General features: G+C 56.1%; 9 protein-coding genes. 8 read left to right on the top strand and 1 reads right to left on the bottom strand.

All coding sequences use genetic code 11. From position 1 onward, the window contains the following. Nucleotides 1–2: 2 nt before the first annotated feature. The 6 genes from ACAW75_RS16715 to ACAW75_RS16690 all read left to right on the top strand — a co-directional run bounded on the left by ACAW75_RS16715 (nucleotide 3) and on the right by ACAW75_RS16690 (nucleotide 9,576). Nucleotides 3–2,642: an ABC transporter permease gene (locus ACAW75_RS16715; RefSeq protein ID WP_370729885.1), complete on the top strand. Its 2,640-nt coding sequence runs from the start codon at nucleotides 3–5 to the stop codon at nucleotides 2,640–2,642. 332 nt (nucleotides 2,643–2,974) lie between these two features. Continuing rightward, nucleotides 2,975–3,310, top strand: a complete 336-nt coding sequence (locus tag ACAW75_RS16710; protein WP_370729884.1) for a PadR family transcriptional regulator — start codon at nucleotides 2,975–2,977, stop codon at nucleotides 3,308–3,310. Nucleotides 3,311–3,322: 12 nt separating this feature from the next. Continuing rightward, the gene (locus ACAW75_RS16705; RefSeq protein ID WP_370729883.1) at nucleotides 3,323–5,968 is read left to right on the top strand and encodes an ABC transporter permease; all 2,646 of its coding nucleotides are present in this window, start codon (nucleotides 3,323–3,325) and stop codon (nucleotides 5,966–5,968) included. 10 nt (nucleotides 5,969–5,978) lie between these two features. Continuing rightward, nucleotides 5,979–8,687, top strand: a complete 2,709-nt coding sequence (locus ACAW75_RS16700; RefSeq protein ID WP_370729882.1) for an ABC transporter permease — start codon at nucleotides 5,979–5,981, stop codon at nucleotides 8,685–8,687. A gap of 114 nt (nucleotides 8,688–8,801) precedes the next feature. Beyond that, nucleotides 8,802–9,182, top strand: coding sequence for a glyoxalase superfamily protein (locus ACAW75_RS16695; protein WP_370729881.1), 381 nt, complete (start codon nucleotides 8,802–8,804; stop codon nucleotides 9,180–9,182). Nucleotides 9,183–9,186: 4 nt separating this feature from the next. Next, nucleotides 9,187–9,576, top strand: a complete 390-nt coding sequence (locus tag ACAW75_RS16690) for a VOC family protein (protein ID WP_370729880.1) — start codon at nucleotides 9,187–9,189, stop codon at nucleotides 9,574–9,576. Between the two features lie 98 nt (nucleotides 9,577–9,674). Here the strand turns inward: ACAW75_RS16690 and ACAW75_RS16685 are convergent, their stop codons facing one another. Further along, complete coding sequence (locus ACAW75_RS16685) at nucleotides 9,675–10,310, bottom strand: dioxygenase family protein (RefSeq protein WP_370729879.1); 636 nt, start codon at nucleotides 10,308–10,310, stop codon at nucleotides 9,675–9,677. 271 nt (nucleotides 10,311–10,581) lie between these two features. Between ACAW75_RS16685 and ACAW75_RS16680 the strand changes: the two genes are divergently transcribed. Next, nucleotides 10,582–11,253: a response regulator transcription factor gene (locus ACAW75_RS16680; protein WP_370729878.1), complete on the top strand. Its 672-nt coding sequence runs from the start codon at nucleotides 10,582–10,584 to the stop codon at nucleotides 11,251–11,253. An 18-nt stretch (nucleotides 11,254–11,271) separates the two neighbouring features. Beyond that, nucleotides 11,272–12,627, top strand: coding sequence for a HAMP domain-containing sensor histidine kinase (locus tag ACAW75_RS16675; RefSeq protein WP_370729877.1), 1,356 nt, complete (start codon nucleotides 11,272–11,274; stop codon nucleotides 12,625–12,627). Nucleotides 12,628–13,067: the final 440 nt, after the last annotated feature.

Here is a 13,067-nt window from a genome sequence, read left to right as displayed (position 1 = left end):
CGATGGCGCACAAACCAACACCACCGCGCTGGGTACGTTGGCTGCTGACCCGGCTACACCCCGCCGATACGCTGGAGGAAGTGGAGGGCGACCTCGCCGAACTCTACACCTATTGGCACGAGCGGGCGGGCCAGTCCCAGGCCACGCTCAGGTACGTGCTCAACGTGGTGTCGGTACTGCCACCCTTCGTGCGCCGACGAAAACAACCCCAACCCGACTACGAACCCATTTCATCTCTGCATCCTGCTATGCTTCGCAATTACCTCAAAATCGCTTTCCGCAACCTGACCCGCAACAGCACGTACTCGCTACTGAACGTGGCTGGGCTGGCGCTGGGCATGACCTGCGGCATTCTGCTGTTCACGCTCATCACCTATCACCTGAGCTTCGATAATTTCCACGACCAGTCGGACCGGATTTACCGCTTCGTGACAGAACAGCACCGCGAAACGATCGGCTATTCGCGTAGTGTGCCTGCGCCATTGGGTAAGGTGTTCCGCAACGACTACACGTTTGCCGAAAAGGTGGCCCGCGTGGCTACGTTCGACGATATACTGATTACGGTGAAGCAGGGGCCGGCGATTGCCAAATACAAAGAGCCGGAAGGCGTCGCGTTTGCCGAAACGGATTTCTTCGACCTGTTCAACTACCCGCTGACCAACGGCGGCAAGGTAACCGCCCTGACCGAACCCAACACGGCCGTTCTGACCGAGCGCATGGCCCACAAGTATTTCGGCGATGCCAGCCCGATCAATCAGGTCATTCGGATGGATAACAAGATTGACCTGCGCATTACGGGTGTCTTGAAAGACCTGCCCATCAACACTGATCAGCGGGCTGAAATCGTTGCGTCGTACAGTACGCTCAGGCAGTACGACGACTGGCTGGCCAGCGACGATTCGTGGGGGGGTATCGCCAGCGCCATGCAATGCTATGTGCGTCTACGCCCCGGCCTTATGCCCGCGCAGGTTGAAGCGGTGATGCCCGCGTATGTAAAACAATACCGGCCAACCAGTAAAAATGTGCACCACTACAAGCTACAACCCCTGGCCGACGTGCACTTCGATGCCCGTTATGGCGGTGCCATGACCAAAACGAACCTGTGGGTGCTGGCCTGTATCGGGCTGTTTCTGATCATTACGGCCTGCGTCAACTTCATCAATCTGGCCACGGCGCAGGCGCTGAATCGATCGAAAGAGGTGGGTGTGCGAAAAGTGTTGGGCAGCGTTCGGGGGCAATTGTTCTGGCAGTTTATCACCGAAACGGCGCTGATTTCCGCAACGGCGTTGCTGATTGCCCTGCTGTGTTCGCTGGCCCTGCTGCCGTTTGTCAATGACTGGTTCAAGGCCCGCCTGAGCCTCAATCTGTTCTCTGGCTGGCCGTTGCCTCTGTTTGCGCTGGGCCTGACGGCGTTGGTAACGTTCGTGGCAGGGGCCTATCCGGGCCTTATTCTGGCGGGCTTTCAACCAATTCTGGCCTTGAAAGGGCGCCTGTCGCAGCAGGCTATCGGTGGGTTTAATACCCGTCGGGCATTGATTATCACGCAGTTTGCCATCTCGCAGATATTGATCATCGGCGTCATTGTCATTGCCAGCCAGATGCGCTACGCCCAGCAGTCGAAGGTCGGGTTTGATAAAGACGCTGTGGTGATGGTGCCGCTGGCGACCGATTCGAAACCACAAACGATACACGCCGTCGCCGACCGTTTTTCGGCGCTGGCGGGCGTGAAACAAGTATCGCTTTGCCAGGCGGCTCCCGCGTCGAACAGCAACTGGACCACCTCGCCCCGCTACGACAACCGGCCGGAAGAAGAGCCGTTCGCTATCAACGTCCGGGCGGCCGACGATCAGTTTATTCCGATGTTCGACCTGCAACTGGTCGCTGGTCGGACTATATATCCTGCCGACTCGGTGCGGGAATTTGTGGTCAACGAGGCGTTTGTTCGTAAGCTCAACCTCTCTGCCCCCACACAGGTACTGGGTAAGCTGATAAGCCTGAATGACGGGGAGTTTGAAGGGCCGATTGTGGGCGTCATTCGCGATTTTCACGACAAGTCGTTTCATGAGGATATTTTGCCCATGTGTATCAGCACGGCCCTGAAAAATTATGAGTACTACGCCGTAAAAATCGATTTGTCGACGGCACAGACGACGCTCACCGCGCTGGATGGGGTGTGGAGTCAGACGCATCCCGATCAGGTATTCGACTACACCTTTCTCGATGATCAGATTGCCGAATTCTACGAGACCGAAACGCTGATGCTGAAACTGATTCAGGCGTTTGCGGCCATTGCCATTTTCATTGGCTGTTTGGGCTTATACGGGCTGGTATCGTTTATGGCGGCTCAGAAAACCAAGGAGATTGGCATCCGTAAAGTGTTGGGCAGCAGCACGGGACAGATCATCTGGATTTTTGCCGGGGAGTTTACCCGCCTGATCCTGATCGCTTTTACTGTGGCCATGCCGGTGGCCTGGTTTGCCATGAGCCAGTGGTTACAAACCTTCAAGGATCAGATCAGCCTTGGCGTCGACGTGTTTGCGCTGGCTATGCTGGGTACGTTCCTCGTCGCGATGCTGACCGTCGGTTACCGATCAGTGAAGGCGGCATTGATGAACCCGATAAACTCACTGCGCAGCGAGTAAGCTCGCCTAACCATAAAAAAAAGGCGCTGCTCACAAGGCAGCGCTTTTTTTTTATGGTTAGGCGTTTGACGCTGTGTGTGGCTTCGGTCGAAGGGCCTAGCTCGCGAGGCCACACACAGCGCGTAAAGCAACTGTTTCCCTACTAGCGAATTGACAGAACCGTGTCACAAAGGGCTGTCCGGCGTCGTACTGAAACTGTCCGTTTCTGGACATTGAAAAGTCATCTTTCGGTATGAAAAACGCGCTACAGGGCCTGTCTGGGCCTTAGTCGGTAGTTGGCAAGGCATTTGACATACCGAAATAGATAATATCAACCTTAGTAGTTGTCTCCTATGCGTCGAAGTGATTTAGGTGAGTTTGAAGAGGTGGTTTTGCTGGCCGTGGCCGTTCTTGTTCCCGCGGCGTATTCGGTGGCCATTGCCGAAGAGCTGGAACAGGAAACGGGGCATTCCATCAGTACCGGGGCGGTTCACGCGGCCCTGCAACGGCTGGAAACGAAGGGCTACCTCCGGTCTGAACTGGGCGAAGCGACGCCCGAACGGGGTGGTCGCCGGAAGCGGCTTTTCACCGTAACGGCCCTGGGCGGGCGGGTGCTCGGTGAAGTACGGGCTGTGCGGAATAATTTGTGGGAACGCATTGTACCGCAGACCATCCTGACGTGGAGCTGACCCGCCAACACCATGCACGCTGACTCGTCACCAACACCCAATCGGCCCCAAGGTACCGGACCGCCGCGCTGGCCCACCCGGCTACTGGGCTGGCTGGTGGCGCCCCACCTGCGCGAAGAGGCGCTGGGCGATATGCACGAACGCTTTTACCGACGTACCCAGCGGCTGGGCCAGGCCCACGCCAGGCAACGCTACTGGCGCGACACGCTGGCCTACCTACGCCCCCGCTTCATCAGACGACAACCCGACGAATCTCCCAATCCATCAGCTATGGACATCCTACAGAACTACATCAAAATTGCCTGGCGGAACCTGACCAGGGCCAAAGGACACGCCTTCATCAATATCTCCGGGCTGGCCGTTGGCATGGCAGCTTCCGCACTTATTTTCCTGTGGATACAAAGCGAGCTGCACTATGACCGCTTCTTCCCAAAAACTGACCGGCTGTTTCAGGTCTATAACCAGGATACGTTTAACGGCGTAGCGCAGGTTTGGGGCACCACACCCCGGCCGCTGGCGCCTGAACTGAAACAGCACTTTCCCGATATTGAGGCCGCTGCCCGTTACCACCCGAACTCGTTTCTGATGGCGGCAAACGACAAAAAGATAACGGTCGATGGCGCTTTTGCCGATCCGGCCTTTCTGCACTTGTTTGATTGGCCGTTCATCGCCGGTAATCGGGAAACGTCGCTGGCCGGAACCAACGGCATCGTGGTCACGAAGTCGCTGGCCGAGAAGCTGTTCGGTACAGCCGATGCCCTGGGCAAAACCGTTCGGCTCGACAACAAAGACGCTTTCTCGGTGACGGGTGTGCTCGAAGATCTACCCAACAACACGCAGTTCAGCCAGGTATCGTTGCTGCTGCCCTGGACGTACTTCGCTACCCCCGGCTGGGATTCCGACGGCTGGGCGTCCAACAATCAATACACCTTTGTGCTGCTCAGGGAGCAGGTCGATCCGGCGGTGGCGGCTGCGAAAATAAAGCGCGTGACGGCCGACCACCTCAAGGGCGTGATCGACGATGTATCGCACCGACAGATTTTCCTGCATCCGGCCAGCAAATGGCACCTGTATTCCAAACAGGACAACGGGCAGCTGGTCGGTGGGCGCATCGTGACGGTGCAACTGTTCGGGATTATTGCGGGGCTCATTCTGCTGATTGCCGCTGTCAATTTCATTAATCTCAGCACGGCCCGAAGCGAAAAACGCGCTAAAGAAGTCGGCATCAGGAAGGTAGCTGGTGCGCAGAAGGCAGCGCTGGTCTTCCAGTTTATCAGCGAATCGGTGATGCTGGCCTTTCTGTCGGGGGGAGTAGCCCTGCTGATCGTTGTGCTGTGCATGCCTGCGTTCAATGCCCTTACGGGCAAGCAGCTGTCGCTGGACATTACTTCTGTTCAGTTCTGGCTGGGCGCTCTTGGCTTCGTGGTCTGTACGGGCCTGCTGGCCGGCACGTACCCCGCTTTTTTTCTGGCTACTTATCAACCGGCAACCATTGTCAGAAGCACTGCGCGGGCGGCAAACTCGGTATTCTCACTTCGAAAGGGGCTGGTGGTGACGCAGTTTACGGTCGCCATCGTGCTGATTATCGCTACGGTGGTGATCAGGCAGCAGATCGATTTCGCCCAGAGCCGGGAGAGCGGATATGATCAGAACAACCTGTTGTTCACCACCTTGTCGGGCGAGTTGGGCAAGCATTATGGCGCGTTGCGGCAGGAGTTGATCCAGCGTGGCGCGGCTGTTTCGGTCAGCCAATCGCTCGGCGCGATCACCAGCCTCAACACCCGCCAGTGGGGTTTGTCGTGGCCGGGCAGCACCAAGGCGGATAAAGACATCGAGTTCGACCGGTTTGCGGCCGACGCCGATTTTGCAAAGACCACCGGTACCCGGCTGCTCATTGGGCGCGACATCGACGTTTACCGGTACCCGACCGATTCGACGGCGGTGCTGCTCAACGAAACGGCGGTGAAAACAATGCAGTTGACACAGCCCCTGGGCACCCTGATTCACTTCGACAGTCGCGACTGGCAGGTGGTGGGTGTGGTGAAGGACTTCATCTTTGCCTCGCCCTACGACCCCATCAACCCGGTTATTGTGGGTGGGCCGGGTGGCTCAATGCCGCTGTCGTGGATGAGCATTCGGTTAAACCCCGCCAACACAACGGTTCGCAATCTGGCCATTACCGAAAACCTGTTCAGGACCTATAACCCGGCTTATCCGTTTGCCTACACCTTCGCCGACGAGTCGTATAAAGCCAAGTTTGCCGAGGAACAGCAGACCGGTGCATTGACCAGTCTGTTTACGGTGCTGACCATCTTTATTGCCTGTCTCGGCCTGTTCGGGTTAGCCGCCTACACGGCCCAGCAGCGTACCAAAGAGATCGGCGTGCGGAAGGTGCTGGGCGCGTCGGTAGGCAGCATCGTGCAGCTGTTGACCAAAGATTTCAGTCAATTGCTGCTGGTGGCTTTCGTCATTGGGGCGCCGTTGGGCTGGTATGCCATGGAAAAATGGTTGCAGGACTATACCTACCGCATCGCCATCGGCGTCGGTGTATTTGCGCTGACGTTGGTATCGGCCGTTGCGATCATCCTGGTGACGGTCAGTTTTCAGGCGATCAAAGCAGCGCTGACAGACCCGGTGAAAGCCCTGCGGGCCGAGTAAGGCCATGAACATGAACAAGCCGAGGCCTTCGTCCCAGCGGCCCGGGCCACCCCGCTGGCCTGACAAACTGCTCAACTGGCTGATAGCGCCCCACCTGCGCGAGGAGGTGCTGGGCGATATGCACGAACGCTTTTACCGACGTACCCAGCGGCTGGGCCTGGCGCGGGCCAGACAGCGTTACTGGCAGGACGTGCCGGCCTATATCCGGCCCCGATTCATCAGACGCCAACCCCAGGAATACCCCAATCCAACCTTCAGCGACATGATCCGCAACTACCTTACCATCTCTTTCCGGACGCTGGGCCGGCACAAACTCTACACGACACTCAACGTGGCGGGGCTTTCGTTTGGCATCGCGTGCTTCCTGCTGATCGGGCTGTACGTGTTCGACGAACTGACCTTTGATCGGCAACACCGTAAAACGGACCGGATCTACCGGGCCATTCAGCACAAAAAGACACCGACCGAAGACCTGACCATTGCCGCGTCGAGCTTCAGGGTTTCCGAAGAGGCGAAAAAACGAATTGGCGACATCGAGAACTCCGCCCGCATTGTCAGAACGGGCCGGGCCAACATCTCGAATCCGGCGAACAAGAATTCGTTTCAGGAAACTATTGCCTTCGGAAATGCCGGTTTACTAGAAGTGTTTGATTTTGAGGTGGTTGACGGATCAATAAAGTCGGCACTGACTGAGCCGAACACCATCATCCTCGTGGAGGAGCTCGCGCAGCGCCTCTTCAACAGCACCCAGGTAGTTGGCAAAACGGTCGATTTTGAACTGAACAAGCCGCTCAGAATCACGGCCGTCCTGAAAAACCATCCCCGCAATTCGAGCTTTACGGTCAACGCGGTGGTGTCAGAAGCCACCATCAGCAGCGACAGTGAGTTTATCGATTGGATAGCCAATTGGGATTCGCAGACCTTCCAGACGTTTTTTCTGCTGAAAGAGAAAGCCAGTCCGGACGTAGCGGCGGCAAAAATCACCCGGCTGCTCAACGCCAATATGCGCCACGAGCCAGGTACGTCGGTGGCGTATACACTGCAACCCCTGGCCGACATGCACCTTTTCTCCGAAAACATTGTAGACGGTGCCCGCAACGGAAACGTAGAAGCGATGGGGCAGGGGGCGCTGCTCTATATCAAACTCTTTGCGATCGTTGCCTTGTTTGTGCTGCTGATCGCCTGCATCAACTACATGAACCTGGCCACAGCCCGGGCATCCAACCGGTCGAAAGAGATTGGCGTTCGTAAGGCTAGTGGTGCGTTTCAGAGCCACCTCATCCACCAGTTCCTGACCGAGTCGCTGGTGGTGACCACGATTTCGTTTCTGCTGGCCGTCGGGCTGGTGAACCTGTTGCTGCCTGCGTTCAATGAATTTACCAACAAAGAACTCTCGCTTGGTTTTCATACCGACTACCGCATCTGGCTGTATAGTCTGCTCGCGCTGGTCGTTACGGGGCTGGTGTCCGGGAGTTACCCGGCTTTTCTGTTGTCGGGATTCAGTCCGCTGTTGTTACTGAAGAACCTCCAGCTACAAAACCGGAGCGACCTGTCGCTGCGGAAAGGGCTGGTCGTGTTTCAATTCACGATCTCGGTGGTGATGATCATCGCCACCATCGTGCTCTTCCAGCAGGTTCAGTTTATGAATACCAAGCAGTTGGGCTTCAATAAGGAACTGCTGCTGGTGGTCGATATCAACAGTGGCAAGGTTCGGGCCGGGGCCGAGACCATCAAGCAGGAATTCAGCCGTATTCCCACGGTCAAACAGGTATCGACCACCTCGCGGGTGCCGGGCGAATGGAAAACGATTCCCACTGTTCGGGTCAAGACTGAAGGCAATACCGACGAGGGTAAGGTGGCGTACTGGCTGGGCGTCGACGAGAATTTTACGAAAACCTTCGAAGTGCAGCTGGTCAACGGCCGGAATTTTACGGGCCTGCGCGATTCGTCGTCGGTGATCCTCAACGAAACGGCGGCTAAACTACTGGGTGTCACCCAGGCCTCGTCGCAGCAGATAACCATTCCGGCCCGGGCTATGGGCGGCAGTTTTCGGCCACTCAACGAGGCCAACACGCCCTTCAATGCCCGGGTGGTGGGCATAGTGAAAGACTTTCATTTTCAATCGCTGCGCGAGAAGATTGCGCCGATGGTGTTGGGCTACGAACATAATCCGGTGCATAACATCGACTATTTCACTGCCCGGATCGAAGGCCGGGACGTACCGGCAACGTTAGCCAGCATGAAGGGTATTCTGGCGGGCATAGACCCCACGCACCTGCTCGAATATCATTTTCTGGATGAGCAGCTGGCCCGTTTCTACGCCGAAGATCACCGCCGCGAAACCCTGCTGATCTGGGTGGCGCTGGCCACGATCTTCATCGCCAGTCTGGGTCTGTTCGGGCTGGCGACCTACGCCGCCGAGCAGCGCATCAAAGAGATTGGCGTGCGGAAAGTGCTGGGCGCATCGGTTATGAGTATTGTGGCCCTACTGGCCAGAGACTTCCTGAAACTGGTGGTTGTGTCGATCCTGATCGCCTCGCCCATTGCCTGGCTGGCTATGGGGCGTTGGCTCAATGAATTTGCTTACCACATTGTGTTTCCGTGGTGGTCGTTTGCCCTGGCGGGGTTCGCCGCGCTGACCATTGCGTTCCTGACGGTCATTTTCCAAAGCGTGAAAGCCGCCCTGATGGACCCGGTGAAAAGTCTGCGCAGTGAGTGACGCCCGGCGGTTATGCCCCGCAACATTTTAGCCCGAACCGGCATAACGTAAGAAGGTTACGTTGTGCCGGTTTTATTATTACAGCGCTATATGCAAATCATCTCTACCGCCTGTATGAAACTATCCAAAGCAATCCCCATTCTGTATTCAACCGATGTGGCCCGGAGTCTGGCTTACTACACCACCGTACTTGGTTTCGCCGATCAATGGGAGTGGGAATCGCCCCCTTCGTTTGGCGGCGTGGCGAAAGACGAGGTAGCGCTATTCTTCTGCCTGGAAGATCAGGGCAACCCCGGCACGTGGCTTTCGCTGATGGTCGACGATGTGGACGCGTATTACGACACGATCAAAGCCAACGGAGCTACCATTGTGAGGCCGCCCACCGATGAACCCTGGAATATGCGGGAAATGCTGGTGAAAGACCCCGACGGCCATATACTTCGTTTTGGCCATTCACTCGAATGCGAACCTGCCAACGACGAATCGACCCAGTAAAGCCATGAGCGCTACTATCAACCAGGTCTGGCCGTACCAGCAAGATCAGATGAACCTGCCCGTTGCCAACCTCGACGCGGCCCTGCCTTTTTACGAAACCGTCATGGGGTTCCGGCTGGTGTCCCGGAACGAAACGCCCTACCCGTCGGCGGTGATTGCCCGGGATTCGATTCTGCTTGGCCTGGCCGAAAACGGCGGCGACCCCACGCAGGACGGTTGTTTCTTTGCGGTCGATAACCTCGAGGCGGCTTTTGCCGAACTGAAGGCAAACGGGCTGCCCAGAGAAAACCCCACCTACGATTATCAAAAATACGGCGCGGCCACCTGGAAAGTCTTTTTTGTGGTCGCCCCCGACGGCCTCTGCTACTGCTACGGTGAGCGGCAACCGGGATGAATGAGTTAGGCTCCGCGCTGTGGTGCTAGCTCGCGAAGCACCATAGCGCGAAGCCACATAGCACCAAGCAATACAGTGCCATTAGCAACGTACCTGAGCTACTGCGTGGCCGGGTAGTTCGGAATGTTGCGGCCGAGGTAGATGGGACGCTCGGCTTTATACATGTTGCCCACATCTTTCAGCTTCAAAATACCGCTACCGCCGCGATTGTCCAGCTTTTGGCGCTGGGTGGCGGTGAGCAGCGGGTCATCGTCGAACACGAACTCGTCGATGTAATAGTCGGGGAGGCCCGGTTCGTTGACCGTGATATGGATATGGGCCGGGTTGGTATGGCCGGGGTAGGGGGCCGGGCGCAGCGTTACGAACTTGTATTCGCCTTTTTCGTTGGTGCGCATCCAGCCACGCAACGAGCCATGGCGTTGTTCCCAGCCTGTTGCACCTTTTCTGGCTACGTAATGACCCGTTTCGTCGGTATGGTACACGTAGAGCACGACACCCGGTGCAGGGGTTTTTCCATCCGCCTTGTACACAATGCCGTTAATGCCCAGCGGCTTTTTAGTAGCCCAGGCGGCGTCGGGTAGTTTTACAAAACTGGCCAGTTTGTCGAAGGGCACCGGACTTTCGTGAATGGCTTCGCAGCCTTCGCAGGGGCCACCCACAAGCCGTTGCTGGCAATACCCGTTCCGCGACAAAGCCAGCAGCATAATCAGGAAGGTAATCGCTTGATTGTTCATGGTTTGCCTGTTTTTCTGTAAAGAAACCAGGTCCGGTTGTTACGCCAAAAAGCTGAACGAACCCACGGCGTACTGGCTTTTCTGGCATTAGCGCCTCCTGAAAAACGAGTTCGGGACGTAGACGCAACGGTAAAACGGCCCTTATTTCGTGTTTCATTACTTGATTTTAACTGGGATTTGAACGAAGCCGGGCCGAACAGGGTACTAAGCTGTAGGTACGTTCTATTGCCAAGCGTATTCACGTTCCTTGTGCACCCAACGACAGTCTTTCATGAAACTCCTTATAGTTGAAGACGAAGAGCGACTGGCGTCGTTTATCCGCAAGGGCATGCTGGCCGAAGGCTACGAGGTCGAGGTGGCCTATGACGGCCGGATCGGCCTGTCGCTTTTCCACAAGGATATCTACGACATTATTATCCTGGATGTCAACCTCCCGCACATCACTGGATTTGAGCTGTGCCGGTTGATACGGGCCGAGAATGAGACGGTACCGGTATTGATCCTCACCGCATTGGATAGCCTGGCCGACAAAGCTGACGGGTTCAATGCCGGGGCCGATGATTACCTGGCCAAACCATTTGAATTTCAGGAGCTGCTGTTACGCGTGCGTGCCCTGACGCGCCGGAACGGACCTAAACACAAGCAGATTCTCCGCCTGGCCGATCTGGAGCTGAATCTGGATACGAAAACCGTGACCCGGGCCGGCAAACGGATCGACCTCACCACCCGCGAATACGCCCTGATGGAATACCTGATGCTGAACAAAGGGAAAACAATCTCCCGCGTCGATATCAGCGAACGGGTCTGGAGCCTTAATTTCGATACAAATACTAACGTTATAGACGTGTATATCAGCTACTTACGCAAAAAAATAGATAAGGGTTTTTCAACCAGGCTGTTGCATACCATCGTTGGAACGGGCTACGTGCTTCGTGAAGGGTAATCTGACCAGAACGCAACCATGCTCATTCGGAATCGCCTGACGATCATTTTTACGCTGCTGGCTACCGCCATTCAGGTGACCCTATCGCTGCTGGTCTGGTATTTCTATTCCCTCTACCGGCAGGAAGAGTTTTATAGCCGACTGGAAGGAAAGGCCCGCGTAACCGGACGTGTACTGATCTCCCGGCGACATCTGCACGATGATTTTTTTAAGAACATGGTGCGCACCGACCTGCTCACCATCGTCGAAGAACAGATCAGTATTTACGACCAGCAGAAAAAACTGGTGTTCACCAACCGGAGCCTGAAAGACTCGGATTACTACAAAGAAAAAATACCGCAGCTGGCCACCGGCTCGCTGGTCGAGTTTAAAAGCGGGCATCTGGAGTCGATCATGATTCCGTACCGCGACCGGGGGCAACTGTTCTACATTTTTGCGTCTGGCTACGACCGGATCGGCTTCGCCAAGCTGGGTACGTTGCAACAGATTCTGTTGCTGGCCAACCTGCTGGGTTTTGCGCTGATCGTGCTGGCGGGCTGGTATTTTTCAGGCCGGGTACTACGGCCCATTTCCCGGATTGTGGATGAAGTGGAGCAGATCACCGCTACGCACCTGCACAAACGGGTGAATGAAGGAAACCGCCGTGATGAGATTGCCCAGCTGGCCATGACGTTCAACCAGATGCTGTTTCGGCTGGAAGACGCCTTTGTTTCGCAACGCAGCTTTGTGTCTCATGCGTCTCACGAATTACGCACGCCGCTGACCAACACGCTGGGTACGTTGGAGACCTCGCTGCGCTACGATCACGATCCGGCCGACTGGCGTGAGAGCATGGAAGTGGCCATTGATGAACTGAAAAAAGTGATTGCCCTGACCAATGGGCTGCTCGGATTAGCCAAAATCAGCGATGCCACACTGGCGCTGACTGCCGTCCAGGTCGACGACTGTCTGCTCACGGCCATTGGGCAGGTGCAGACAAAATATCCGGGACGAACCCTACCGCTTCATTTTATGACCAGTGAAGATGAAGCACTGACCGTGAAAGGCATTGCATCGTTGCTGACAACGGCTTTCCTGAACGTATTGGATAATGCCTGTAAATATTCCAGCGAGGCCATTTCGGTACAGCTGGAATCAAAAAATGGTCAAATCACGGTGACCGTAATGGATCAGGGACGAGGCATTGCCAAAGCTGACGCCGACCATATACTCAACCCGCTTTACCGGGGCAGTAATGTACAGGGCGTGCCGGGCTACGGTATTGGGCTGGCAGTGACACAGAAGATCATTGAGCTGCATCAGGGCGCCATCCAGATCGCGTCGGAAGAAAACGAGGGAACCACCGTCACCATCAGCCTGCCCGCTCAGGCATAAACCAGGCCAGCCACGCATCCGTCAGGCTGTTCAATCACCCCTGGAAACAGGTGTCTCATACGGGTACGTTTTTTCACTTGGTAGACCCTGGTTGATCAGCAGGCCTGCCGTGTTGTAGGGCCTGTAGTCTATTTTTTCCGCTGCGTGGGTAGCCTGCTTCGTTTGGGGTGTAGGTGTGTATCGATCTGCCCGGCCTCTAGAGCGTACCTGTTCCGTCTCTGCTAAGGTCGATACCTTTGGTTAGCAGGCTGGTAAACGGGAGGTCTTTGGCAGGCCTGCCAAAGACCATGTCTTCGTAGGGGATTCGTGCCTTCCCGACCAGGCTCATCAGGTAGCAGACCCTCGTTAGTAGAAATCTGCTCGCCTAGGCTAGTGCGCCCCTTTTCACTATCACTTGTCTGGATCTACCTTATCAACCTATGGCCAACTTCCGTCGTGAA

It is taken from the genome of Fibrella arboris (assembly GCF_041321095.1).
In the GTDB taxonomy this organism is placed as follows: domain Bacteria; phylum Bacteroidota; class Bacteroidia; order Cytophagales; family Spirosomataceae; genus Fibrella; species Fibrella arboris.
The sequence above is the reverse complement of the archived record's forward strand: the minus strand, read 5'-3'. Positions and strand labels throughout refer to the sequence as shown.